Consider the following 26,520-nt stretch of genomic DNA (forward strand, 5'->3'; position numbering starts at 1 on the left):
AGTTGCTTAAGCTGTACAAATTATAAATTTGGTTTATGACAGCTTGATGACAATTTAGCAAAGTTACAAAAAGTTTCTTTAAAATGATAGACGGTTAATTTTTGTAAATTAATATAATTTTAAGATTATCTAAAATAAATCACACATAAAACTACCGTCATCGCCAAAATATACCGCCCCACCCAAACATTTTCTCTAAAAGCGGTAAAGCACGCTAAGCGCTCACGGTCAGCGATGAGCTGATATTGTCGAAAAAACATCATCAGCACAGGAACAAATGTCAGCACGCACAGCCATTTGGGCATCACTTTAAAATAATGCCAAAATGAGACCACCATCAGCAACGTAAAGATAAGATTCAAAGCCATGGTGATTTTTACATCGTATCTGCCAAAGAGTATGGCGGTCGATTTGACACCAATTTTAAGATCATCATCCCGATCACACATGGCGTACTCGGTGTCATAAGCCACCGTCCAACACATATAGGCAAAAAACAGCACCCAAGTCCACACATCAGGCGCACCTTGGACAGCGACAAATGCCATGGGAATCGCCCAACCAAATGCCGCTGCCAACACCAATTGTGGCATGTTGGTAAAGCGCTTCATAAACGGATAAATAAATGCCAATGACACCGCACCCAAAGACCAATAAAAAACCGCTTTGGGTAAAAAAAACAGCAAACACGCCGCCAATAAAGATAAGCCAACGAAGGTGAGCACCGCTGTTTTTGGCGACAGCCTGCCATCCGCTAGCGGTCTTGTATTGGTGCGCTTGACTTGCCCATCTACTTTTCGGTCGGCAAAGTCATTGATCGCACAGCCAGCCGCACGCATCAAAATGGCTCCCAAGGCAAAAATCACAATGTGCTGAATGCTTGGCAGTGATTTTTGACCTGCGTATGCCAAAAACAATGCCCAAAGTGTTGGATGTAATAACAGCTCAGTGCCAACAGGTTTATCAAAGCGTGTCAGCTGCAGCCATGCGATGAACTTGTCGTTCAAGGTCATGGGTGCGTGGGTTTTAAGATTTTTCATGAGTTATTTTTTTGGCGGACTTATCATCACATATAGCTGCACCGCTTGTCTTAGGCTGATCTCTGGGAATTTGGTACGAATGGCTTTGATGGCTTTGACTTGCGGTAAGTGTGATTGCGATTTTGCGTACTCAAGCCACTCTTGTTGTTTATAGACGAATAACGCATCTTCCAGTTTTCGGATGCGCGTTTTTTGCGTGAAATTTTGTATTAATATCAACACATTTAGGGCAAGATATGCCCATATTATCCAACCATCCATTTAAATTCTCCCATATAACTATGCCATTATGCTGCTGTTATGATAAGCTTTGACAAATTATCATCGCCCCAAATCTTAGGCTGAGTGCCTATTTTTATCATAGCGATCAAATCTTAGTGCCTCATTTTGAATGCTATGATCTGGTGATTGTTGATCAAAATATGGCGCACCGATCGGTCTTTTGATGATCAGTTTGCCGCTTGGTTTAAGCATATCCATCGACTGACAAAAAAGCTGATGTGCTTCTGACTGCGTCGGCGGCGCTGCCAAATCATGCAAGGCTTGCATTTGTTTATTCACTTTGGCTTTATAGCTGTCTTTAGGGAACATCGGATCCAAATACACACAATCAAACTCCCCTGTCATCTCACTGGTATTGTTGTAAATGATGTCCATCCGACCCAAAAGCCCCTGCCAATTCGCCACTTGAGCCATGGTGTGATATTCATAATATAACAGCAGCGCCATCACAGGGTTGCTCTCACACAAAGTTACCTTAGCTCCACTGCTCGCCAAAATCAGCGCATCATGACCAAACCCTGCAGTACCGTCTAGTACCGTCATACCTGCTTGCAGTTTAGACGCCTGCAAAATCAGCTCTGACTTACGCCCTGCTGTGACAATGCGATGCTGAAGCGCTGCCCAGTTCAGTGCAGATTTGATGACGGTTTTATCTTCGGCTTTGATTAGCATCGGTGTGTTTTTTAAGATAGCAATGATAGGTGCGTCGCCAGTTTGTTTAAACCGTAAAATTTGCTTATCGTTTAGCTGGTCTTGCTGATGCACATCCAAATCAAGTGGCAGCTCATGCGCTTGACAAATGGACAAAAGCTTGTCAATCACTGTATTTGGCTTGTCATAAAGAAGTGATAATCGCACAACAGCTCTCTAAAATATCATCATGATCGCTTGGGTTGATGACTCAAGCTTGAATTTGATAATTAAACCCAAAAAACGCAATCAACACCAAAACCCCTGTCGCGATTCTTAGCCAAGCAAAAATCATAAAGTCTTTTTGGCTCACCCAAGCCACCATCAGTCGAATACACAAAAGTGCGACAACAAAAGACACCCCTGTCCCAATCAGCAGGATCAGCCAGTCACTCAAGGTTTGTATTGCATCAAAATGTTTGACCAAGTCAAGAAGTGCAGCACCAATGATCACAGGAATGCCCAAGAAAAAAGAAAACTCCGTCGCTGCCTTGCGAGATGTCCCCAATAGTAGCGCCCCAATAATCGTCGAGCCTGAACGACTGGTCCCTGGAATCAATGCCAAGCACTGACACAGACCGATGCCAAGCGCTGTCTTAAAGCCGATATGCTCAGCTTCTAGCGCATGAATTTGGCGAGGATTTTTTTCAACATAAATGATAATCAGCGCACCCACAATAAGCATGGTCGCCACCACCAAAGGATGAAACAGTGCACCAGTGATGAAATCCGCCATTGTAAAACCAACCATCACCACAGGCAAGCTTGCGACAATCAAAGAAAACCCAAGCTGTCTTGGATTGGCAAGACTGGATGATTGCCCTGTCATCAATCCCATGAATGCATCCCAAAGCCTGCCCCAGTAATCATAAATGACCGCCAAGATCGCACCCAGCTGAATAAACACAATGAATAAATTGCGAAATTCACCACTTAAAAAATTCATGATATCTGCAGACAAAATCAGATATCCTGTGCTTGAAATGGGCAAAAATTCGGCAATGCCTTCCACCACGCCCATTATGATCGCTTTGATAATCAGCAAAATATCCATCAATCATCTCAAAAATAAAAAAGTAGGCAACGCCTTCGCTTCAGCCGCCTTAAATGATAGCCGGCGGCTCAGCCGTGACTGGATTGGCTTTTATAACTATATAAACATCACCATTTATCAAGATACACTCAGGATAAATGGTGATTGATACGGTCATTTACCTTGCTCAGCCAAAGTCTTCCAAGCATTATCTCTTAGATAAACAGGTAAAGCGCGTTCAGCAGGCACCGCGCGACCTTGGTGATATTCACTCAAAGCCAGTCGAGCGATATCACCTGCTGTGGGCTGAGCCTGCACAAGTTTTGCATTTGTCTCAATCAAAGATGCGCCGTCGCCGACGATGACATCAGCAGCTACTGCACTGCCATACTCTGCCAAAAATTCGTTGCCATAGGGATTGTGAGCATCGATCACTGGCTCAATACTGCCATCTTTAATGATGAAATTGCCGGCATACACTTGATCTTGACGCGCATCCATCACTGCTGTAATGTGTGATGCTTCTTCAAATCGGTGCAGCTGATGCGCTGTGTCCGCCAAAGCAGCCAAACTTGACACACCCACGCACAAAGTCTCGTGCGCCACCGACAAGGCTTGTACCACCGCCGTATTAATACGAATGCCGCTAAACGCACCAGGACCACGATTAAACGCCAAACAGTCTATGTTTGATAATTTAAAATTTGTCTTAGACAGCGCTTCATCCACCAAAGATAAAATAATCTCAGTTTGCCCACGGCTGCCTGGTACGGTCTGCTTATAAATCACCACGCCATCTGCCATGATCGCGATCGAACATTGCTCAAAGACCGTATCAAATGCCATTATCTTTGACATATCAGCCGCCCATCAAAAACGCTTTTTAAAGTTCGGTGGAAGCTGGTTTTGCATTTCTTGCATCTTTTTTTGCATCTCTTCCATGCTTGGCATATCTTCTGGCTTTAGACCCAGATCCTGCATGGATTTTTGCATTTCTTGCATCGTTGGCGCGCCTGATTGATTAGCGCCTTTATTACCAAATAAAGGACCGCCGCCTGACATACCGCGAGTCAAACCTTGCACCGCTTTCATCATTTTGCCAATGCCGTCAGGTCGACTGATCATTTTCATCATTTTTGCCATTTGTTTGTGCTGTTTGAGCAGGCGATTGACATCTTGAATCTGTCTGCCTGAACCTGCAGCAATACGGCGCTTGCGGCTTGGGGTGATTTTATCTGGATTTTGGCGCTCAAAAGGCGTCATCGAATGAATAAGCGCTTCCATTTCTTTGACTTTTTCTTCAGGCTTGGCTTCTTCCATCGCTTTTTGGATATCGGCACCGCCTAAGCCTGGCATCTTATCCAAAAATCCTGCCATACCACCCAAATTTTTCATCTGCTGAAATTGGGTGAGCAGGTCTTCTAAATCAAACTCGCCACCTTTTTGGATTTTTTTCGCCATTTTTTCGGCTTTTTCGCGGTCGATTTTTTGTTCAACTTCTTCGACCAAAGACAGCACATCGCCCATGCCAAGGATACGCTGAGCGATACGCTCAGGGTGGAACAGCTCAAGCGCTTCTAATTTCTCACCGCGACCCAAAAACTTGATCGGCTTACCTGTGATCGCACGCACCGAAAGCGCCGCACCGCCGCGCGCATCACCATCGGTCTTGGTCAAAATCACGCCTGTCAAAGGCAGCGCGTCATTAAATGCCTTGGCAGTATTTGCTGCGTCCTGACCTGTCATCGAATCCACAACAAACAGCGTCTCTACAGGATTGACCGCCTTGGTTAATTCCTTGATTTCGCTCATCATCTCATCATCAATATGCAGACGACCTGCGGTATCAATGATCAAAATATCTTGGTACTGAAGCTTGGCTTGTTCGATGGCTCGGCGCGCGATGTCGATCGGATTTTCATCAGTTGTCGAAGGCACAAAGCTTGCGCCCACTTGTGCTGCTACCTGCTCAAGCTGCTTGATAGCCGCTGGACGATACACGTCGGCTGACACCAGCATGACCTTTTTGTTTTGTTTGTCTTGCAAAAATTTAGCAAGCTTACCTGCAGTGGTCGTCTTACCTGCGCCCTGCAAGCCTGCCAGCAGATACACCACAGGCGGCTTACCCGTCATCTCAAGCGCCTGATTGGCACTGCCCATCATCTCGGTGAGCTCATCATAAACAATTTTAACAAAGGCCTGACCAGGGGCAAGCTCTTTGAGCACTTCTTGACCGAGCGCCTGCTCCTTGACACGCGCCACAAAGTCACGCGCAACCGGCAGCGCAACATCCGCCTCAAGCAGTGCCATGCGCACTTCTCTTAGGGTGTCTTTGATGTTGTCTTCGGTCAGCTGTCCTGTGCCTGCGATATTGCGCAAACTGCCAGAAAGTCGTTCGGTTAAAGTATCAAACATAATTTTTCCAATGCGTTATTTCAAAGTGTGGGCATCGCTCAAGATTTGCTTATGATCATTTGAATGCCCATAAAAGTATTGCTACAAATACCTGCTATTTTATGCTAAATTAGGCAAATATTCCAATTTAATTGCACGATTCATGCCAAATCTTCACATTTTAGCGTGATTTTTGTGGATAAACTTACCCAAAAAGATAAGACTGGGCATAAACAAAGGGGTAGCCGTGCTGGTGATTTTTTTACTTTGTCTGACACTGTATGTAGGGACAAGCTTTTATTTGGCGTATGCGCTGGTTAAGGATGCGTCGATTCATCGTTCAGTTCTCAGCATACTGGTCGCTGCCATGATCCTGCATGGCTGGGTGCTAACACCTCAAATCATCACCCTTTACGGACTGAACTTTAATTTATTTAACACATTGAGCTTAACGAGCTTATTTTTTGTGCTGTTTTATGTGCTCTTTGGGCTGTATCGACCAATTTTAAGCTTGGGGATCTTGGCGGTGCCGATGGCGGCGCTTGGGGTGAGTTTGGGGTATTTTGGTCAAGTGGCTTATGAGCCGCTCACCGATTTGTCAAACACCCTGCAAATCCACATTTTACTATCGTTTGCTGCTTACTGTGCGCTACTGATGGCAGCCGTTCAAGGTGTGCTGCTGCGCTTACAAATTCGTGAGCTTAAACACAAAACCATCCATCGATTTTGGGTCAGTCGCCTGCCGTCTTTACAGAGCATGGAGAGCCTTTTGTTTGATATGGTGCTGACTGGATTTGTGATTTTGAGTATCGCGCTTGGGCTTGGTCTGGTCGCAACTTATGATATCTTAGATCAGCATCTGGCACATAAGATGGCGTTTAGCTTGCTAAGCTGGCTATTATATGGGCTTTTGATTGCTGGTCACTATCGCTACGGCTGGCGTGGTAAGCGTGCGGCAAATTTTGCAGTCTATGGATTTTTATTGCTGGCGATCGGTTTTGTGGGCTCAAAGGCAGTGATGGAGTTTTTGGTCAATTAGCTTTTAATGACAGCACTTTAAATTTGACAAAAACACCCCATTTAATACCCACAATAACATAATTTAGGATCACTCATGACTGACACTCCAAAAACCCCAACACGCACCGAGATTCAGACGCCTGAGCTTTGGAATTTTCCGATGGATTATCCCATGAGCATCATCGGGCACGAAGGACATCACGAAGCACTGATCAATGAAGTCAAGCTGATTTTGGCAGAGATTTTCCCTGAGTTTGACGCAGCGACCATGCAGGTTCGCCCGTCTCGTACAGGTCGCTTTCATTCTGTGCGCGTGAATTTGTATTTAACCGATGCCGATCAGGTCAATCGCCTATACACCGCCTTGGATAAAGCCGAAACCGTGCGCACCGTCGTTTGACCAAAGACCGCTTTTTTGCGGTCTTTTTTTGATATTTGGTGACTGTCATGAATACATTTAAAACGCATCTAACCCATCAAAGCCCCATTCCGCCCGTCCTACCAAAGCCCAGTGACTCCCTGCGCATACTGCATACATCTGATTGGCATTTGGGTAAGCTTTTATATAATCAGTCGCGCTATGAGGAATTTGCCAAATTTTTGGATTGGCTGATTGAGACTTTGACATTATATCAAGTGGATGTTTTGATTGTTGCAGGCGACATCTTTGACACCATGACGCCAAGCAACCGTGCAGAACATCTCTACCATCACTTTCTTGCCACTGCCTTTAAAAATAATATTCAGCACATCGTCGTGGTTGCAGGTAATCATGACTCGCCCACCAGCCTCCAAAAAACCAAAGAAGTGCTAGGCGTGTTAAATACGCATGTGATCGGCAGTGTCAGCCAAGATAAATCCGATGAGCTGATCATGCTGACAGATGATGCAGGCATCCCAAGCGCCATCGTGATGGCAGTACCTTATATTCGTGATCGTGATGTCAGAAGTGGTATTGATGCCAGCTCAATTCACCAAAAAAATCAGCTTTTACTTGAAGGTGTGGCTGACTATTACCAATCTTTAGCCAATCTTGCCAAGGATAAGCAGCAAGCCGTTTATCACACCCACCAAAAAACCATTCCCATTATCGCCACAGGACATCTCTATGCCGCTGGTGCCGCTGTCTCATCCACCGATGATGGCATGCGCGATATTCAGATTGGAACGCTTGGTCAGATCAGCAGTCAGATTTTTGATGATGCCATTGATTATGTGGCGCTCGGTCATATTCACGCCGCCCAAAAAGTCGGTCAAAAAAATCACATCCGCTATAGCGGCTCACCGATCGCGATGGGATTTGGAGAGATTGGACGCCACAAACAAGTGCTGATTGTTGATTTACCACTAAATAAAAGCACGCAAACATCAACGCCCCCTAAGGATGATTTATTTCATAGCACCAATCAAGATAACGATGCCATCTGTGTGCACAGCCTGCCTGTTCCGATTTTTCATAGCCTTGCTAGAATCTGCGGCGATATGGCGTTCATCGCTAGCGCCATCGACACCCTAAAGGCACATGATGAGCCCATTTGGCTTGAGATTGAATATGTTGGCGATACTCTGATCACCAATTTAAAGCAGCAAATTGTCGATCTGCTTGAAGGCTCAAGCATTGCTGCGATCAGCATCAAAAATAAAGCCACCTATCAAGGCGGCCTAAAATCAAACACGCCTACCCTAAATTTAGAAGAACTTGATGAAATGGATGTATTTTATAAGCGGCTTGATAAAGAAGATCTCAATCAAGACGAAAAAAACGATCTTATCGGCGCTTATCAAGATTTGATCAAAGAAATCCAAGAAACCGATCATAAAGCCGTCTGATTTTAAAGGTTAACTTAAAATGAAAATCTTAAAACTTACCTTTGAAAATATTAACTCCCTAAAAGGCAAATGGCAGATAGATTTTGAAGATCCTGCTTTTAATAGCCACGCTTTATTTGCCATCACAGGTCCTACAGGCGCCGGCAAAACGACGATTTTGGATGCCATCTGCTTGGCTTTATATGGTGAGACGCCTCGTCTGAATGTTTCTGCCACGCATAATGAGCTGATGAGTATTGGCACCGCCATGGCTGCCAGTACCGTCGTTTTTCGCGCTAATGATAAAATATATCAAGTCAGTTGGTCGCAGCGCAGAGCCAAGCAAAAAGTCGATGGTAATCTTCAAGCCGTCAGCCGAGAGATCAGCTTACTTGAGCACGCCGATGATACGCATGGAAAAATCCTTGAAGAAAAAGCAAGTTTGGTCAATAAGGAAGTTGAGCGTATCTTGGGCATGAATAAAGTCCAATTCACTCGATCGGTCATGCTTGTACAAGGCGAATTTGCGGCATTTCTACAATCGGACGCCGCCGAGCGCGGTCAAATTCTTGAACAAATTACAGGCACGCACATCTATGCCAAAATCGGGCAAGCAGCCTTTGAAAAGCACAAAGAACAGCTTAATTTATTAAAAAATCTACAAATCAAATTGGGCGAAGTTCGTTTATTAAATTCAGAAGAATATGACCAATTAATTGAGCAAATCAGTGAAATCACAGAACAAAAAAGCTCGCTTGAGTCTCAGATTAAGCTTGTCAGTGATCACCAAAAAACTGCCGATGACTATCAAACTTTGAATCAGGAAATCACGCATTATCAAGCAAAGCTGATCGAACATCAAGAAGAATTAACCAATTTTGAACCAAATATACAGCGTTTGAATCGCGCTCATAATGCCAAAAATTTGCAGCCACTTTACACAGCGTTTCATGAGCAGCATCTTGAGCAGCTTAATAAAAAAGAGCAGCTCATCACACTTAATGCTCGTCTGAACGAAATATATTTAAGCCATCAAAAGCACAGTCAAGCGCATGATCAATTTCAAGAAAATATTAACAAATTAACTCATGATTATGACATCTTAAAGCCGAAACTTCAAGCAGCTCGTAGGCTTGATCAGCATATCAGTGCTTTGTATAAAGAGCAGCAAAGTCTTATCCAAACCCTTGAAAAAACAAAACAAACACATTCATCCGCGCAAGAGCTACTCAAAGAAACTCAAGCAAATCAATCAGCTTTAGTGCAAGAGATTGATAGTATCCAACAAAAAATTAGTCGCATTGATAGCGATAACATAAATAACAAATTACACCTATGCAATAATCATATCTCACAATATGAGACGCTGCGGCGAGCGATAGCACACGCTCATCAGCAGCAGCTTCAGCGCATTGAGACATTCAACAATCGTCTTGGCGAGCTTAAGGATAAGCGAAAGACTTTTAAAGCTGTCGGTGAAACTCTAAGCTCTATGGATGGCCAAATTATCGCCATAAATGATAAAATTATTGATAAATTAAACTTAAATAAACAAGCTATTATCAATGTAGATATCCTACAAAAAACCATAGAAAATCAATACGCAAAAATTAAGCAGCAAACACACATTCAACATACGCTAGATCGCATCTGTGAAAATTATGAGCAATACACGCTCATTCAGTCTGAAATCAACGACACCAGTCGCAAGATGAGTGATCTACAAACAGAAAAAACCAACATCCAAACTGCTTTAGAGACACTCTCTCAAAAGATCGAACAAGCGAGCGAGACTCATAAAACGGTTTTGGAAAATTATGAGCTGCATAAGCAAATTTTGCATATGAAAGCGCACTTTGATCAGCTCAAAGATGGCGATCCTTGCCCGCTTTGTGGGAGTACTGAACATCCTTTTAAGTCGCAACCCAATCACTTGGACGGTAAAAACGCTGAACTTACCAAAGAAAAATTATTATCGTGCGAAACCAAGCTCAATGAACTCAATGAGACCGCCCATCAGCACACAACCACATTACACAAGTTGCAGGTGACTTTGGATGCTCATCAAGAGCGTTTGAGTCTTGCGCAAAATAAAAGCAAGCATCTGCATCACGATCTTAATGCCACATGGCAGACGATCGCAGGTGAGATAATCTCAGACAATTCAACTGCTCTGCCAAGCAAAAGTGAAATTGATAAATTGATTAAAAATAGTCAAGATAACATTCAACATCTCGAAGAAACTTATCGGCTAAGCAGTGGGCTTTTGCATGAACTCAATCAGCTGATCGCTCATAAAGACAAACAGGCGATTGAAAAAGAAAATCTAAAGGCTAACGGTCTAATGCTTCGTGATAATACAGAGATGCTAATGGGCGAGATCTTTGATGCCAAATCACACTTTTGTGATCAGCTATTAGCTGCATTTAATCAGCTGATCCAAGCACAAAGCGCTATTAGCACGACAGATGAGTTTAGTGGCATTAAACAGCATCTATCCGAAATCAGCACTTGGTATGATACCATCGCACATCACACCCAAAGCGATGTCCTACCGAATGCTGAAGACTTTGGTCTGAGTGTATTAAAGCTTAATGAAGAAGAATTTGACCAAGTTTGGCACACTTTATCCAAGACTCAGCACTCACTTGAATCTCAAGCTAATCAAGCGATGGCGCTGAATAATGATCTTTTGGAGAAACAAACCAAACTCATCCACTTAGATGCACAGATCAACGCACACGCCGAAAAAATTCAAGAGCTTATGCCTTTAATTGATGAGTTAAACCGTGCTTTGGATGACAAAACTCTTGAAATCAAGACCCAAACCGCTGAGCGCACCGCCCTGCTGGGTGATCAAGATCCTGATCAAGTCGACAAACAGTATCAAGATCAACTCACCAAAGCCAGGGCAGATCTTGATAGCAGTACCAAAGCTTTGCATGATGATCAGACCGCCTTACATGCCCAAAAAGCGACCATCGAAAGCTTAGATCTTAGCATCACAGAATTGACTAATAAGCTTGATCAAAGCAAAGCAGCGTTTGATGACGCACTGATGGCATCGGAGTTTGGCACTCAAGATGAATTCCTAGCAGCAATGATCTCAGAAGATGAGATGATCGAGCTCAAAACCGCTCATGACGCCATCATTGATAAGCTCAATCAAACCAAAGTATCGCTCAATAACTGCCAAGAAAAACTTGACAAGCTTACCATGGCTCATCCCAATGCCAAGCAATTAAATACTGACGATTTACAAACAAAGCTAACAGATCTACAGCGGCAACTAGAAGGCATCAACCAATCTATTGGCGAGCTGAATGCCATCAAAAGTGGTGAGCTTAAAAATCGTGAGCGACATTCTCAGCTTCTTGAAGACATCAAACGCCAAGAACAAGAAAATGCAGTATGGGCAAAACTAGATATGCTGATCGGCTCAGCAGACGGCAAAAAATATCGAAACTTTGTACAGGGTTTGACGCTGGACTTGGTGCTTTATCACGCCAATCAGATATTAGCAAAAATGAACGACCGCTACCTGCTGACCTTCGATGGCGATAGCTCTAAGGCACTTGAAATCTTAGTGACAGATCTTCATCAAGGCGATGCTGTACGCAGCAGTAAAAATTTATCTGGCGGCGAAAGCTTTATTATTTCGTTGGCGTTGGCGCTAGGGTTATCACAAATTAACAGCCAAAATGTGCAGATAGAATCACTCTTTTTGGATGAAGGCTTTGGCACACTGGACGAAACAGCTTTGGATTTGGCACTAAATACGCTATTTGAGCTACAGCAAAGCGGTAAAAGCATTGGTATTATTAGCCATGTTGCCAGCTTAAAAGAAAGAATTGATACTCAAATTGTCGTTGAAAAACACGCTGGCGGTTACAGCACGCTACATGGCGCTGGCGTCAAAAATATTTCATAAATTCATCTCAAAAATAAAGCCCTTGCTACTGACGCAAGGGCTTTTTAATATTTACTATGTTAAGTGTGATCATCAGTCATTATTGCGCTCAAAATGACTGTGTTCGACTTCATACAGTGCGCCCAATCGCTCTTGCTGCTCTTCATCCAATAATTTTCTGGCTTGAATAAAAAACTCGCCTTCTTCTTCTTTTAAATGATGTCTGACTTCATGAATCAAGTCATGGCAGGTTTCTTTCCAAGTATCATCACTGATGCGACCATCATTTAGCTTATGCATCATCTCATCCATCTCATGATGCTCAGAGATCGCATGACGAGACAAATCTAGCCCTTCATCATATTGCATGACAGGGGCATAAAGATGACGCTCTTCGGCAGCGGCGTGAGCTTGTAGCTCAATTTCAAGTTCAGGATATGCCTTTTTGGCGGCATCAAGATCGGAATCTAGCAGCGATTCAATATTATCACACAGTTTACGCTGTACATCGTGTGATACGATTAGGGCTTGGAAAATATCATTTTGGCTCATCATAACATCCTTATAGTTATTTGGCTCAATGCTCAAAAGGCATCAGCTTGGGTGTGTTTAATAGATTACATTACAGAGTTTAATACATGACGATAGCCATCGTTTTAGCATCTCATCATTACTTGGCTTTATAATAACAAGTTCGCCTAAAATTATTAACCCTGATTTGTAGTGATTATGCTACAGTTTGTATGCACAGGTAAAATGATACACCTAAACCCAACCAAGCGCCCTTAAAAACGCCATGCCAATCGCCATGCCGATCATCCCAAAGACTGTCGTAAATCCCAAAATATTTGCCGCCAAAACATCATTACCGCCCATCGCCTTTGCCATCACATAACTTGCAGCGGCTACTGGACTTGCCACCATTAAAAATAATACCCCAAAATGCAAAGGCGGCAGTTTCATCAGCACACCCACCAAAACAGTTAAAATAGGCGCCACAATAATTCGCCCAATGCTTGCCTGCATTGATAATCCAGATAAGCTCATCATCGATTTGACATCCAGCGTGGCGCCAGCACAAATCAGCGCAAGTGGCAAGGCGACTGCGCCAAGTAGCGCCCCTGTTTTATTGATAAATTCTGGCAGCATAGGCAAATCAAGCGTTTTATATAAAAAAGCAGACACCAAAGCAATGATCAGTGGATTTTTGATGATTTTGATTAAAATACTTTTGGCTTGCGTGAACAATCCGCCCGTGTTTTGCGTAGTGCGTGACAGCGTGATGACCGCCAAGATATTATATAAAATGGTGATAACGCCCATATAGACTGCACCCACGCCCAAGCCTTCGCTGCCATAAGCGTTAGAGACGGTTGCAAGGCTGATGATTGCCATATTTGAGCGAAAAACGCCTTGAACGAAGACGCCTTTGTCTTTGGGATCGCTGATAAAAAATTTGGCGTAAATTTCCGCCAAAAAAAACAGCGTAAAAGTCGTGATAAATCCTGCCAACAACAGCTTAGACTGCGCCAAAATCTGCACATCGCTTTTTAGGACACTAAAGAATAACAAGCAAGGCAAGCAATAATTAAACACCATGTTCGATGCCACTTCGATGAAATTTGCATTCACCACGTCGCGCCGCTGCATACCGTACCCCAAAGTCATCAAAGCAAGGTTTGGAAAGACAATGACAAATGCAAAACCAATGGCAGCAAATAACTCTTGAGCACTCACAGTGTTAGACTCACGCGTTGTTTTTTATATTAATTTAAATGAATGGCTGACAAAATACAACCATTCATTTGATCAAAGACCTGTTAGCGCTTCATCACAGCTTTTTGTTTTTTAAGGGTCATGGCAAGCAAATTGATCGCGGCAGGCGTAACGCCGCTGATACGGCTTGCTTGACCCAATGTCGCTGGTCGCACCTGTGAGAGTTTTTGGACAATCTCATTAGACAAACCCGACACGCCCACATAGTCAAAATCAAGGGGCAGCGCTGTGTTTTCAAGGCGTTTCATCTGCTCAATTTCTTCATTTTGACGATCAATATAGCCTGCATATTTGACGCCAATTTCAATCTGCTCACCCACTTCGGCGCTCACTTGACTGTCAGATACCAAAGCAATGTCAGAAAAATTAATAGTAGGACGCTTAAGCAAATCTAGCAATGAGTTTTCTTTGGTCAAGACCTCGCCTGTATTAGCCATAAACTCTTTACCGATGGCATTGTTTGGTGCTGCCCAAATGTCTTTTAGGCGCGCAGTTTCTGTGACGATGGCATCCATTTTTTGATTAAACTTATCCCAGCGCTCATCATCAACAAGACCAAGCTTGCGCCCGATGGCAGTTAGGCGCTCATCGGCGTTGTCTTCGCGCAAAAGCAGGCGATGCTCAGCACGGCTGGTGAACATCCGATAAGGTTCTTTGGTGCCATGAGTAATCAAATCATCCACCAGCACGCCCAAATAAGCCTCATGACGCTGCGGGGTCCATTCTTCTTGATTGGTTGCTTGACGCGCGGCATTTAGTCCAGCCAGCAAGCCTTGAGCGGCAGCTTCTTCATAGCCCGTGGTGCCATTGATTTGACCTGCAAAATACAAAGCATCAATCGACTTGGTCTCCAAAGTCGGTTTTAGATTTTGTGGATCAAAATAATCATATTCAATGGCATAGCCTGGACGCGTGATGTGCGCATTTTCAAGCCCTTTCATACTATGAATAAAATCGACCTGAACATCAAATGGCAAACTGGTCGAGATACCGTTTGGGTATAATTCATGGGTCGTAAGCCCTTCTGGCTCAATAAAAATTTGATGGCTGTCTTTATCAGCAAAACGATGAATCTTATCTTCAATACTTGGACAATAACGAGGTCCAACACCTTCAATTTTACCGCTGAACATGGGGCTACGATCAAGATTGGCACGGATAATATCATGCGTGCGTTCATTGGTATGAGTGATATAGCAGTTAATTTGGGTCGGATGCATTGATACATCACCCATATAGCTCATGACAGGCAGCGGCGTATCGCCTGGCTGCGGCGTCATCACGCTAAAATCCACCGTTCTTGCATCAATGCGCGCCGGCGTACCAGTTTTTAGGCGTCCCACCGGCAGCTTGAGCTCACGCAAGCGATCCGCCAAGCGAATCGACGGCATATCCCCCGCTCTACCCCCACTTTGGCTGTCTAAGCCAACATGAATCACCCCGCCCAAAAATGTCCCTGATGTCAGTACCACGGCACGCGCACCGATCCGCACACCCGATGCCGTCACCACCGCCACTGCTTTACCATTTTCAATAATAATATCGTCCACGGGCTGCTGAAACAGATCAAGATTAGGCTGATTTTCAAGCGTATGCCGAATGGCAGCCTTATATAAGATACGATCCGCTTGCGCGCGCGTGGCTCTGACCGCCGCCCCTTTTCGACTATTGAGCACCCGAAATTGAATGCCTGCCTTATCTGTCGCCAGTGCCATTGCACCGCCCAAGGCATCAACTTCACGCACCAAATGCGACTTACCGATCCCACCAATGGCAGGATTGCAGCTCATCTGCCCCAAAGTCTCAATATTATGCGTCACAAGCAAAGTCTGTGCGCCAGTTCGAGCTGCCGCCAACGCAGCTTCAGTGCCTGCATGACCACCGCCAATGACGATGACATCATAAGTTTTGGGATAATTATAAGTGGTTGCATTCATGGGCTTTTTTCCGATAGACTTGCTTTAATAGGCAAAATCAGTGATTTGATAAAAACTTGCTATTTTAACACAATTTAGGCAATAATTTCACAAAATCAATGGTGCCAAGCCGCTTAAATTTCAATATTTACTTAAATTAGCCAAGCATCTCTTGCTAAATGCGCCCGAAACCTTTAATATATTAAACCACTAATGTAAGCCGATCATTCTATGAAATTTTTTCCTATATTAGCCATGCTCATGACTTGCACCTTACTGAGCGCCTGCGTTCATAAAGTTGTGACTGTGCCCACCAAAATTGCCTATAAGACAACCAAAGGTGTTGTGAAAGGCACTGTCGCCGTCGGTAAAGCAATCATCCCAGGTGATAGCGACGATAAAAAAGATAAGAAAAAATAACCATCGAATCGGCTAAAAACTCTCAAATAACGCTTGCATATCGCCATGGTGATTTGGTATAATGGCGGCTGTTTTTTGAGAGCCCTTCGTTTCCCCAACTCTAAAAACAAGTAAAATCAAGCTTAGGCTTGACATTTTTATTTGTATTACTCTCAAACTCAACTAAATAGGTTTTATATGACTACTACTATCAGTGCCAAACCCGCTGAAGTTGTACATGACTGGTATGTCGTGGACGCTGAAGGCAAAACTCTAGGTCGCCTAGCTTCTGAGATTGCTTCTCGTCTTCGTGGCAAGCATAAGCCATCGTACACTCCACACGTTGATACAGGCGATTATATCGTTGTCATCAATGCTGACAAGATTGCTGTCACTGGCAAAAAAGCTCAGGACAAAAAATACTATCGTCATACTGGTTATCCAGGCGGTATTAAAGAAACTAACTTCACCAAACTTCTTGCACACAAGCCTGAAGATGTGTTGTTTAAAGCTGTTAAAGGCATGCTTCCAAAGGGTCCTTTGGGCTATGCAATGATCAAAAAGCTAAAACTGTATGCAGGTACTGAACATCCACATGCAGCTCAGCAACCAAAAGCATTAGACATCTAAGGAGACATTATGGAACGCAATTACGGCACTGGTCGCCGCAAAACTTCTACCGCTCGTGTCTTCTTGTCAAAAGGCACAGGTAATATCGTTGTTAATGGCAAATCATTGGACGAATATTTTGGTCGTGAAACTTCCCGCATGGTTGTTCGTCAGCCTCTAGAGCTACTTGAACTGACTGACAGCGTTGATCTTTATATCACTGTTGTTGGCGGCGGTATCAATGGTCAAGCAGGTGCAATCCGTCACGGTATTACTCGTGCATTGATTGAATCTGACGAAAGCCATAAGCCTGCACTTAAAGCAGCTGGCTTCGTGACTCGTGATGCTCGTGAAGTTGAACGTAAAAAATTGGGTCTGCGCAAAGCACGTCGCCGTCCACAATTCTCAAAACGTTAATTCACATTTATCGTTTCGAAAAAACTCTCGATTTATCGAGAGTTTTTTTATGGTTATTTTTTATCAGCTGATCGAGTCAGTCAGAGTGGCAGGTCAAATAATTGCAACTCTATATCAGTACCCCTCCCTATTAAGCTTCATGCGTGCTAAATTTACGAACGATGAGTTGAAACATTTGCAAATTTTTGAGTGTTTTATCAGCTTTAGTGCAGAAAAAATTTTTAAAATATGGTAACATTATAGAGATAATTTTTTTACGAAAATTTTGAACATATTAGCTTTTCAAACACCTTTTATAAGCTAGTATTTTATAAAAACACATTTTCGTTAAATCACTCAATTTTTTTGCGACTTTTTTGCCAACTTTGTAAGAGAATAATTTATTTTATTACAAAAATAGCTTAAAATAGTCATATTTAGCAAAAATAGGCACAGCAAATGTGGCAAATTTAATAAAAGTGTTTTATTATAGCCACACACCCAGTATGGGAATATTCCCATTCTTTTTCTGGAGGAAGTTTTAATGAGCCATGCCGAAGGCGTGAATGTTAAACGCCGTAGAGTCCTAATCGCAACCACAGCTGCCATTGGAGCGGTTGGTGTTGGTGCGATTGCCACCCCATTTGTGCGCTCTTGGTATCCAAGCGCCAAAGCGGAAGCTGCAGGTGCCGCTGTCGTTCAAGACATTTCAGGCATTGAAAACGGTCAAATGATCACCGTTAAATATCGCGGTAAGCCCATCTTTGTTGTTAGACGTACTGAAGAAATGGTGGCAAACCTAAGCAAAGTAACCCCAAAATTAAGTGATCCAAATTCTGAGGCTTCAATCCAGCCTGAAGAGTGCAAAAACGAAACGCGCTCGCTGCAGCCAGAACTTTTGGTTGTGGAAGGTGTGTGTACGCATCTTGGCTGTGCACCGACTTACCGTCCTGAAGTCGGCGCGGCAGATTTGGGTGGTGCTGATTGGTTTGGTGGTTTCTTCTGTCCTTGTCATGGATCGCTATACGACCTAGCAGGACGCGTTTATAGTGGCGTACCCGCCCCTACGAACTTACCCGTGCCAATTTATAGCGTCGATGGCACCATCTTGACCGTTGGGGAGGTTTAATCATGAGTATTGCTAAGAAGTTTATGAGCTGGGTAGACGCACGCTATCCTGCCACAGAAACTTATGAATACCATATGTCCAAGTATTATGCACCAAAAAATTTCAACTTTTGGTATTTTTTTGGTGTTTTATCAATGATTGTTTTGGTCAATCAGTTGGTAACAGGTATTTGGCTAACCATGATGTTCAATCCAAGCGCTGAAGGCGCATTTGCATCGCTTGAATATATCATGCGTGATGTAAAAGGTGGTTGGCTCATTCGTTATATGCACTCAACAGGTGCATCAGCGTTCTTTATCGTTGTTTATTTACATATGTTCCGTGGTTTATTGTACGGCTCATATAAAAAACCACGCGAGCTTGTTTGGCTGATCGGTATGGGTATCTACCTATGCTTGATGGCTGAAGGTTTCTTTGGTTACCTACTACCATGGGGTAATATGTCATATTGGGGTGCTCAGGTGATTTTGAACCTACCTGCTGCCATTCCATTCATTGGCGATGCCTTAGCTGAGTGGGTTCGTGGTGACTATCTGATCTCTGGTATTACGCTAAACCGTTTCTTTGCCCTTCACGTTGTCGCCATTCCACTGGTTTTGGTTGGTTTGGTATTTATGCACTTGGTTGCACTACACCATGTCGGTTCGAACAACCCAGACGGCATTGATATTAAAAAGCTAAAAGATAAAAATGGCGTGCCATTAGATGGTGTTCCATTCCATCCATACTACACTGTACACGATATGGTTGGTATTGTTGTATTCTTCATCTTCTTCTTTGCGGTTGTGTTCTTTGTACCTGAAGGTGGTGGCTACTTCCTAGAAAAACCAAACTTTGAAGCTGCAAACGCCCTGAAAACGCCGCCACACATTGCGCCTGTATGGTATTATATGCCATTCTATGCGATCTTGCGCGCGGTACCACATAAGCTAGGTGGTGTCATCGCTATGGGTGCTGCAATTGCCGTATTGTTCGTGCTGCCATGGTTAGATCGTTCGCCAGTACGCTCAATTCGTTATAAAGGCATTTTATCAAAAATTGCATTGGCGATCTTCGTTGTAAGCTTCATCATTCTAGGCTACTTGGGCGGTACAGCTTCAACACCAACAGCTACCATCGTGGGTCGTATCTGTACAGTCCTATACTTCTTGTACTTCTTATTGATGCCATTTTATACATCAATTGAGAAATGCAAACAACCACCTGAACGTGTTACCGGAGGTCACTAATGAAAGCGCTTAATTCACTTGTAAAATTTGGTGCAGGCGCTGTGTTAGCAACAGTTGGTGCTTTTGCAAGCACCAACGCAATGGCTGCCGGTGCACAAGGTTGTGGTGAATATACTGAAGCAGATGGCACTGTGGTAACGCTAGAATGTAGCACAGCACCGATCGATCTTACCAACAAAGGTTCTTTGCAGCGTGGCGCTGCCATGTTTATGAACTACTGCGTCGGCTGCCACTCTGCTCAATATGTCCGCCACTCTCGAATCGCTCAAGATCTTGAGATTCCACCTGAATTGGTTGAGAAATATTTGCTTGTCAGCAGCGATGCCATCGGGGATCACATCAACGCTGGTATCGATCCAGAATTACAAGGGCAATGGTTTGGTGCCGCGCCACCTGATCTTTCACTTGAAAATCGTTTGCGTGGTGATGACTGGGTTTATACCTATTTATTGTCATTCTATGAAGATCCAAGCCGCCCTTGGGGTGCAAACAACCTAGTACTTGCAAACGCTGCAATGCCTCACGTTCTTCATAACCTGCAAGAAGAGCTGGGTAAAGAAGAATATGAAGCGCGCGTTGGCGATTTGGTTAACTTTATGGCATGGATGGCTGAACCTGTCCGCCATGATCGTAAAGTGTATGGCGCCTTTGTGATTTTGTTCTTATTGATTTTATTGATTCCAGTTTATCTGCTTAATAAAGAATTCTGGAAAGACGTCAAATAAAATCCTCCAAAAAAAAGACCGAATCGTTTCGGTCTTTTTTTATTTTTTATTGATTGATGATTTTTTCTCTGAGCACATAATTTCACACTTCAAGCAAAAATTTTGATACACTAAGAGGCTCATTTATATCATCGCTACGCATGGCAAATTTACCTCATCTTTCTTTAACACAGTTTGTTCTTTATGCTGATCATGGAATTAACAGCCATATCGTACGGCTACTGCTTGAAGAAAAACGCTTGAATTATGAAACTGTGCTCATTGATGAGGACCGCCCTGAAGAGCTGATTGAGCTAAACCCTTATCATACCCTCCCCATCTTGGTCAATCGAGACATTTCATTGTATGAGCATAATGTCATCTTTGAGTATCTTGAGGAGCGTCATCAAGTCCCACGCCTCATGCCTGATGCACCAAGCGAACGCGCCAAAGTGCGCCAATTGGCATGGCGACTCCAAAAAGACTGGTTAAAGCATGGCTATACTCTACTGACCCATCCTGACAGTTTTGATGTTCAAGCTGCCACAGCTGCCAGAAAGTCATTGAGCGATTCGCTGGTAACGATTGCGCCATTATTTGGGCATAAGCCTTATTTTATGTCGGATACTTTTGGATGGTGTGATGTGTTATTATTGCCGCTACTTTGGCGGCTGCCTAAGATGGGCATTGAGCTTCCCGCGCATCTAATACGCCCACTGATAGAATATCAAGAGCGCCAATTTGCCAGACCAAGCTTTATTAATAGTATTTCTTTTAAGGAATGATTATGACCCCAAAACGCCCTTATATCGTACGCGCTTTTCATGAATGGATGGAAGATAACGATTTCACCCCTTATCTCATGATTGATGCGACACATGAAGATGTTGTCGCACCACTTGAGTACGCCCAAGACGGTCGCTTGGTACTAGCTGCGTCTTATCAAGCCACGCATAACCTGCAAATTCATAATGATGCCATCAGTTTTGCTGCCAGATTTGGCGGCATATCTCAAGATGTCTGGATTCCCATGGCAGCCTTGATGGCAATATATGCCAAAGAAGACCCTGAACATGGCGCATTTTTTGATCCTGCTGAATACGCCGACCAACAATCGCCCAAAACCGACACCGAAAATCAGCCCACCTCAAAAGGCTCAACTCTAAGAGTATTGGACTAATTAATGTGCATTGCTGCTTTGGCTTGGCAGACGCTGCCTGATACGCCGCTGTTATTAATCTCAAATCGAGATGAATTTTATGAGCGTCCGACCTTGCCATTACACGCCTGTGATGGCATCATTGCCGGACGCGATAAGCAAGCAGGTGGTACTTGGATGGGTGTAACCCTATCAGGTCGCTGGGCGATTTTGACCAATTTTCGTGATGGACAAGACAAAAGACAGTATGCGACCTCGCGTGGCACATTGGTTCAAACCTATCTTGAATCACAGATGCCGCCATTACGATTTTTGGAAGACTTAAAATCATCGCAAACAGATTATGCAGGGTTTAATCTCATCGTCGGCGATCGCACTCAAGCTGCCTATATGAGCAACAAAGGCGTAGCGCCGACCGTACTGGCGCCTGGCGTGTACACGTTATCAAATGGTCTTATCAGTGATGAATGGTTTAAGTGCGCGCGTTTAAGGAGGCGCTTTTGTCAAGAAATTCTACCTTTGTTCAGTGAAAAGCTTAGCTTTGATGATTTGATCATCACGCCCAAGCTGAGCCAAGCGGTGTGGCAAGTGCTTGAAGATACTCAAAAAGCTGGAGATGATCAACTGCCCAATACAGGCGTAGATCTACACTTGGAGCGGCTATTGTCCAGTATTTTTATCCAAAGTTCAAATTACGGTACACGGGTTTCAAATTTACTCTGTCTTCAAAACCATCATCTGGCTTGGCAAGAAAAACAGCAGCAGGGTGAGCAGATGGGTCAAATCTTTTCGTGGTTTGGTCATTTAAAGCACAAATAAAAACCATCGACAGTGAACCGACCCCCATTTCTTAGATACTAAGATTAACGGTTAAGGTTGAATCAAGGACTGAGTTCTGTACTGTACAGGACTTAGTCCTTTTAATTTGCTCTTTATTCTATCATGATTGTAGTAGTGAATATACTCATCAATCGTCTTTTTAAGTTCATCAAGGCTTTTAAACTTCGTTTGTTCATAAAAGATTTCCTGCTTTAGCGCACCAAAGAAACTCTCTATCACTGCATTATCCAAGCAATTTCCTTTTCTTGACATACTTTGGATAATGCCATTGTCTTTTAAGATTTGTTGGTCATTATTCATTTGATAATGCCAGCCTTGGTCGGAATGTAAAATGAGTTGTTGGTTACTGCGATTGCCATCTGCTTGCAGTCGCTTTAGTGCTTTATCAAGCATCTTAGCAACCAAGCCATCATTTGGACTGCTATGCATCTGATGACTGATAATCTCGCCATGAAACAAATCCATGATGGGCGATAAGTAAAGCTTTTTTGTATTGCCTTCTTCATCCACCACTTTAAACTCAGTGACATCCGTTGCCCATTTATGATTGGGCTTGTCTGTTTTAAAATCACGGTTTAAAACATGATCAGCGATTTTGCCTACTTGTCCACGGTAAGTGCTGTGTTTGCTTCGCTTGCGACGAATGACTGCTTTAAGCCCAAGCTCGTTCATTAGCCGCTGTACTTTTTTTATGATTGATAACAAAGCCTAACTGCTTGAGTGCTAGGGTAATACGCCGATAGCCATATCTGCCTTTGTGGGTGTGGTAGATGTTTTGGATTGTATCTTTGATGGCTTGGTGGTTATCAGTCTTGGCAAGTTGCTTTAGATGATAGTAGAATGTTGCTCGTGCAACACCAAGATAAACCAGCAATTGTTTTAGTGGATAAATTTGCCTTAGCTCGTCAATCACTGTGATTTTCTTGGTGATGATTTGCTTTTTCTTTGCTGACGCTCCAAGGCTTCTAACTTTTTTAAAACATCGAGCTCCATGCGTAAGTGTTGTAGTTCAGCAATCAATTCAGCATGGGTTTTTTGCTCATCGGGTTTGGATATTTGGCTTGCTTGATTGGTCTTTAGCATAGATTGCCTGCCTTTGGGTTTGGAAGTAAGTCCCATGATACCATGAGTTTGATAAGCTTTTAACCATTGATGGAGCACACTTGGGCTGCTGATGTTTAATTCGGTGGCAACTGTTGGCATGGATTTACCAAAGAGTAGTTGTAATACTGCCGAGTGTTTAAATTCTGGTGAATAAATGGTTTTGCTTGTTCTTGTGCGAATGCCATCAATCCCATGAGTTTGGTAGAGACTCACCCAGTTTTGGACGATAGAGCGTTTAATACCAAAAGCGTTGGCTGTGCTGTGGTAACTATGTCCTGTTAAATAATGTTGAATGACGGACAGTTTAAAGTCCATTGTGTATTTGGTCATGAAAAACACCCCAAAGGTTGTCTAACTTTTGGGGTGCGGTTCACAGTTTTCCCGATGGTTTTTGATGATAAGATCGGATGAAAATCAGCTATAACGCAGCTTATTAAAAGCAAACTGATCATTTAGCCACTCAACAGAGATGGTATCCCCTGCGACGAACTCGCCAGAGAGTAAAAGCTGTGCCAACGGATTTTCAATCTCTTGCTGAATCGCGCGCTTCAATGGGCGAGCACCGAAGACAGGATCATAACCCACTGCCACCAAATGACTCATCGCTTCATCATTCACACTGAGGCCAAGCTCACGCTCTTTAAGGCGCGCGCGCAGACGATCAAGCTGAATCTCGGCAATGCCCGTCATTTGATCCGCACCCAAGCCATGGAATACGACGATCTCATCGATACGGTTAATAAATTCTGGTCTAAAGTGACCTGTTACCGAAGTCATCACAGCAGCCTTAATGTCTTCATAAGGCGCATCTGCCATCTCATGAATCGCATGACTGCCCAAGTTACTGGTCATGATGATAACCGTATTTTTAAAGTTCACCACGCGACCTTGACTGTCGGTCAAGCGACCATCATCAAGCACCTGCAGCAGGATATTAAAGACATCTGGATGTGCTTTTTCAATCTCATCAAAGAGTACAACACTGTACGGCTTGCGGCGTACCGCTTCGGTCAGTACACCTCCTTCTTCATAACCTACATAACCCGGAGGTGCACCCACCAAGCGTGAGACGCTGTGCTTTTCCATGTACTCACTCATATCAATGCGAACCATCGCATCTTCAGAGTCGAACAAGAAATTTGCCAGTGCCTTGGTCAGCTCGGTCTTACCCACGCCTGTCGGTCCCAAGAATAAGAAAGAACCGCTTGGCTTATTAGGATCCGACAAGCCCGAACGGCTGCGTCGCACCGCATTTGATACCGCTGTCACTGCCTCATTTTGGCCGATGACGCGTTCATGTAGCACCTCTTCCATCGCCAGCAGTTTATTGCGTTCACCTTGAAGCATTTTGGCAACAGGGATGCCAGTTGCTGCAGAGACCACCTCGGCGATTTCATTATCAGTGACTTTATTGCGAAGCAGCTTAGGTGCATGCTCTGTTTCATCCAGCTGCTCTTCTGCCAATTGCTTTTCAAGCTCAATGATCTCACCATATTGTAGCTGTGAAGCGCGGGCATAGTCCCCTTCACGCAACGCCTTTTCTAATGTCACGCGCGCGGTGTCTAGCTTAGCTTGAAGCTGTTTACTTTTTTCAACACCTGCTTTTTCAGCTTTCCAAACCTCTTCAAGCTCACTGTATTGCTTTTGCGCTTCGTCAATTTGCTGCTCAAGTGATTTGACTTGTGATTTTGCACCAGCATCTTCTTCATTTTTCACAGCTTCTAGCTGCATTTTTAGCTGAATGATGCGGCGATCTAGCTTATCCAGACTTTCAGGCTTACTATCAAGCTCCATTTTGATACGGCTGGCAGCTTCATCAATCAGGTCAATCGCCTTATCCGGCAGCTGACGATCAGTGATGTAGCGATGGCTCATCTTGGCAGCAGCGATGATGGCTGAATCCATGATTTTGACGCCGTGATGCAGCTCATAACGCTCTTTTAGACCGCGCAAAATGGCAATGGTGTCCTCAACACTTGGCTCATCCACCAAGACTTTTTGGAAGCGGCGCTCAAGCGCTGGGTCTTTTTCGATATATTGACGATACTCATCCAAAGTCGTTGCCCCCACGCAGCGCAGCTCACCGCGAGCAAGCGCAGGCTTGAGCATATTGCCAGCATCCATCGCACCACTGGTCTTGCCAGCGCCCACCATGGTGTGTAGCTCATCAATGAACAAAATGACATTGCCGTCTTGTTTGGCAAGCTCGTTTAGTACTGCTTTTAGGCGCTCCTCAAACTCACCATGATATTTAGCCCCAGCAATCAATGATCCCATATCTAGCGATAGCACGCTTTTATTTCTTAGGCTTTCAGGCACTTCACCATTGACGATACGCTGTGCAAGCCCTTCAACGATGGCAGTTTTACCGACACCTGCTTCACCGATGAGCACTGGGTTATTTTTGGTGCGGCGAGACAGTACTTGTACGGTACGGCGGATTTCGTCATCACGCCCAATCACAGGATCAAGCTTGCCTGCCAGCGCGCGCTCGGTGAGATTGATGGTATATTTATCTAATGCTTGGCGGTTTTGTTCGCTATTTTGATCAGTCACAGTCTCATCTCCTCGAATATTTGTAATTATCGTTTGTAAATTTTGGGCAGTAATGCCTGCCGACACGAAGGCTTTATTGAGTGATTTATCTTCAAAAAGTGCCAAAATCAGCCACTCAATCGGCACAAATTCATCACCTGCTTTGGCGGCATAATTTTCTGTCGCCTGTAAGACTTTAGCAGTATCAGGTGATAAATTCACTTGACCTGTGGGCTGATTGATCACCGCTTGATGGGAAAGCAGAACCTCAATTTCTTCTTTTAGCCGAGCTAAATTTGCACCACTTGCCTCAATGATAGACGCTGCAGTGTTATTATCAGCCACAGCGCTCAGCAGATGCACAGGGGCAATCGCGGTATGGTTATACCCAAGACTGCTTTGCTGCGCCCCACGTATGATCTCCTGCAGCGTTCGAGTATATTTTTCAAAATTCATATTATTATCCTTGAATACGATCATTCACATGATATATTCATTAAGATTTATTAACGATCAAATCTCAATAAATATACATTGCATTGTTAG

The 26,520-nt window shown here is 43.9% G+C and carries 26 protein-coding genes; 13 read left to right on the forward strand and 13 right to left on the reverse strand.

The window, feature by feature from the left end:
* Positions 1-125 precede the first annotated feature (125 nt).
* From ubiA to ffh, 6 genes are all read right to left on the reverse strand, one after another.
* Complete coding sequence (gene ubiA, locus U0021_RS02115; protein WP_114800860.1) at positions 126-1,040, reverse strand: 4-hydroxybenzoate octaprenyltransferase; 915 nt, start codon at positions 1,038-1,040, stop codon at positions 126-128.
* Between the two features lie 3 nt (positions 1,041-1,043).
* On the reverse strand, positions 1,044-1,301 hold the full coding sequence (locus tag U0021_RS02120) for a hypothetical protein (RefSeq protein ID WP_114800859.1): 258 nt from the start codon (positions 1,299-1,301) through the stop codon (positions 1,044-1,046).
* Between the two features lie 75 nt (positions 1,302-1,376).
* The gene (locus U0021_RS02125; RefSeq protein WP_114800858.1) at positions 1,377-2,180 is read right to left on the reverse strand and encodes a class I SAM-dependent methyltransferase; all 804 of its coding nucleotides are present in this window, start codon (positions 2,178-2,180) and stop codon (positions 1,377-1,379) included.
* 43 nt (positions 2,181-2,223) lie between these two features.
* Positions 2,224-3,066, reverse strand: a complete 843-nt coding sequence (locus U0021_RS02130; RefSeq protein WP_114800857.1) for an undecaprenyl-diphosphate phosphatase — start codon at positions 3,064-3,066, stop codon at positions 2,224-2,226.
* A gap of 153 nt (positions 3,067-3,219) precedes the next feature.
* The gene (gene tsaB, locus U0021_RS02135; RefSeq protein WP_114800856.1) at positions 3,220-3,903 is read right to left on the reverse strand and encodes a tRNA (adenosine(37)-N6)-threonylcarbamoyltransferase complex dimerization subunit type 1 TsaB; all 684 of its coding nucleotides are present in this window, start codon (positions 3,901-3,903) and stop codon (positions 3,220-3,222) included.
* A 12-nt stretch (positions 3,904-3,915) separates the two neighbouring features.
* Complete coding sequence (gene ffh, locus U0021_RS02140; protein ID WP_114800855.1) at positions 3,916-5,460, reverse strand: signal recognition particle protein; 1,545 nt, start codon at positions 5,458-5,460, stop codon at positions 3,916-3,918.
* Between the two features lie 226 nt (positions 5,461-5,686).
* Here ffh and U0021_RS02145 point away from each other — a divergent pair, with 226 nt between their 5' ends.
* The 4 genes from U0021_RS02145 to U0021_RS02160 all read left to right on the forward strand — a co-directional run bounded on the left by U0021_RS02145 (position 5,687) and on the right by U0021_RS02160 (position 12,199).
* Entirely contained in the window at positions 5,687-6,478 is a 792-nt protein-coding gene (locus U0021_RS02145; RefSeq protein ID WP_205276562.1) for a cytochrome C assembly family protein, read from the forward strand.
* A gap of 75 nt (positions 6,479-6,553) precedes the next feature.
* Positions 6,554-6,859 (forward strand): YbeD family protein, encoded by a 306-nt coding sequence (locus tag U0021_RS02150; protein ID WP_049237302.1) that lies wholly within the window; start codon positions 6,554-6,556, stop codon positions 6,857-6,859.
* Positions 6,860-6,906: 47 nt separating this feature from the next.
* A complete protein-coding gene (locus U0021_RS02155; RefSeq protein ID WP_227538728.1) occupies positions 6,907-8,289 on the forward strand; it encodes an exonuclease SbcCD subunit D C-terminal domain-containing protein in 1,383 nt (460 codons plus the stop codon).
* Between the two features lie 19 nt (positions 8,290-8,308).
* Positions 8,309-12,199 carry an AAA family ATPase gene (locus tag U0021_RS02160; protein ID WP_114800854.1) on the forward strand — a complete coding sequence of 1,297 codons (3,891 nt, stop codon included), beginning with the start codon at positions 8,309-8,311 and terminating at the stop codon, positions 12,197-12,199.
* 72 nt (positions 12,200-12,271) lie between these two features.
* Here the strand turns inward: U0021_RS02160 and U0021_RS02165 are convergent, their stop codons facing one another.
* The 3 genes from U0021_RS02165 to mnmG all read right to left on the reverse strand — a co-directional run bounded on the left by U0021_RS02165 (position 12,272) and on the right by mnmG (position 15,891).
* Positions 12,272-12,730, reverse strand: a complete 459-nt coding sequence (locus U0021_RS02165) for a hemerythrin domain-containing protein (protein ID WP_049237305.1) — start codon at positions 12,728-12,730, stop codon at positions 12,272-12,274.
* A gap of 213 nt (positions 12,731-12,943) precedes the next feature.
* Positions 12,944-13,846, reverse strand: a complete 903-nt coding sequence (locus U0021_RS02170) for an AEC family transporter (RefSeq protein WP_114800866.1) — start codon at positions 13,844-13,846, stop codon at positions 12,944-12,946.
* 152 nt (positions 13,847-13,998) lie between these two features.
* Complete coding sequence (gene mnmG, locus U0021_RS02175) at positions 13,999-15,891, reverse strand: tRNA uridine-5-carboxymethylaminomethyl(34) synthesis enzyme MnmG (protein ID WP_114800853.1); 1,893 nt, start codon at positions 15,889-15,891, stop codon at positions 13,999-14,001.
* 210 nt (positions 15,892-16,101) lie between these two features.
* Between mnmG and U0021_RS02180 the strand changes: the two genes are divergently transcribed.
* From U0021_RS02180 to U0021_RS02220, 9 genes are all read left to right on the forward strand, one after another.
* Positions 16,102-16,290, forward strand: coding sequence for an NF038104 family lipoprotein (locus U0021_RS02180; RefSeq protein WP_049237309.1), 189 nt, complete (start codon positions 16,102-16,104; stop codon positions 16,288-16,290).
* Between the two features lie 177 nt (positions 16,291-16,467).
* Entirely contained in the window at positions 16,468-16,899 is a 432-nt protein-coding gene (rplM, locus tag U0021_RS02185) for a 50S ribosomal protein L13 (protein ID WP_049237311.1), read from the forward strand.
* A 9-nt stretch (positions 16,900-16,908) separates the two neighbouring features.
* Positions 16,909-17,295 (forward strand): 30S ribosomal protein S9, encoded by a 387-nt coding sequence (rpsI, locus tag U0021_RS02190; protein WP_049237313.1) that lies wholly within the window; start codon positions 16,909-16,911, stop codon positions 17,293-17,295.
* Between the two features lie 523 nt (positions 17,296-17,818).
* Positions 17,819-18,403, forward strand: a complete 585-nt coding sequence (gene petA / locus U0021_RS02195) for a ubiquinol-cytochrome c reductase iron-sulfur subunit (RefSeq protein ID WP_049237314.1) — start codon at positions 17,819-17,821, stop codon at positions 18,401-18,403.
* 23 nt (positions 18,404-18,426) lie between these two features.
* Positions 18,427-19,632: a cytochrome b gene (locus tag U0021_RS02200; RefSeq protein ID WP_192831309.1), complete on the forward strand. Its 1,206-nt coding sequence runs from the start codon at positions 18,427-18,429 to the stop codon at positions 19,630-19,632.
* Positions 19,632-20,357: a cytochrome c1 gene (locus tag U0021_RS02205; protein ID WP_114800852.1), complete on the forward strand. Its 726-nt coding sequence runs from the start codon at positions 19,632-19,634 to the stop codon at positions 20,355-20,357. Before U0021_RS02200 ends, U0021_RS02205 begins: the two co-directional genes overlap by 1 nt.
* Before the next feature lie 140 nt (positions 20,358-20,497).
* The gene (locus U0021_RS02210) at positions 20,498-21,121 is read left to right on the forward strand and encodes a glutathione S-transferase N-terminal domain-containing protein (protein WP_078255582.1); all 624 of its coding nucleotides are present in this window, start codon (positions 20,498-20,500) and stop codon (positions 21,119-21,121) included.
* Between the two features lie 2 nt (positions 21,122-21,123).
* Positions 21,124-21,516 carry a ClpXP protease specificity-enhancing factor gene (locus U0021_RS02215; protein WP_049237318.1) on the forward strand — a complete coding sequence of 131 codons (393 nt, stop codon included), beginning with the start codon at positions 21,124-21,126 and terminating at the stop codon, positions 21,514-21,516.
* Positions 21,517-21,519: 3 nt separating this feature from the next.
* On the forward strand, positions 21,520-22,314 hold the full coding sequence (locus tag U0021_RS02220) for an NRDE family protein (RefSeq protein WP_114800851.1): 795 nt from the start codon (positions 21,520-21,522) through the stop codon (positions 22,312-22,314).
* 51 nt (positions 22,315-22,365) lie between these two features.
* On the opposite strand, the gene U0021_RS09930 is transcribed toward U0021_RS02220, so the two are convergent.
* The 4 genes from U0021_RS09930 to clpB form a co-directional block, all read right to left on the reverse strand.
* Positions 22,366-23,007, reverse strand: a complete 642-nt coding sequence (locus U0021_RS09930) for an IS3 family transposase (RefSeq protein WP_327037473.1) — start codon at positions 23,005-23,007, stop codon at positions 22,366-22,368.
* On the reverse strand, positions 22,988-23,248 hold the full coding sequence (locus tag U0021_RS09935; RefSeq protein ID WP_162816833.1) for an IS3 family transposase: 261 nt from the start codon (positions 23,246-23,248) through the stop codon (positions 22,988-22,990). Before U0021_RS09935 ends, U0021_RS09930 begins: the two co-directional genes overlap by 20 nt.
* Positions 23,245-23,769 carry a transposase gene (locus U0021_RS09940; RefSeq protein WP_407666573.1) on the reverse strand — a complete coding sequence of 175 codons (525 nt, stop codon included), beginning with the start codon at positions 23,767-23,769 and terminating at the stop codon, positions 23,245-23,247. Before U0021_RS09940 ends, U0021_RS09935 begins: the two co-directional genes overlap by 4 nt.
* 84 nt (positions 23,770-23,853) lie before the next feature.
* Positions 23,854-26,430 (reverse strand): ATP-dependent chaperone ClpB, encoded by a 2,577-nt coding sequence (clpB, locus tag U0021_RS02230; protein WP_114801031.1) that lies wholly within the window; start codon positions 26,428-26,430, stop codon positions 23,854-23,856.
* Positions 26,431-26,520: the final 90 nt, after the last annotated feature.

The organism is Moraxella canis, from assembly GCF_034424565.1.
Taxonomy (GTDB): Bacteria; Pseudomonadota; Gammaproteobacteria; order Pseudomonadales; family Moraxellaceae; genus Moraxella; species Moraxella canis.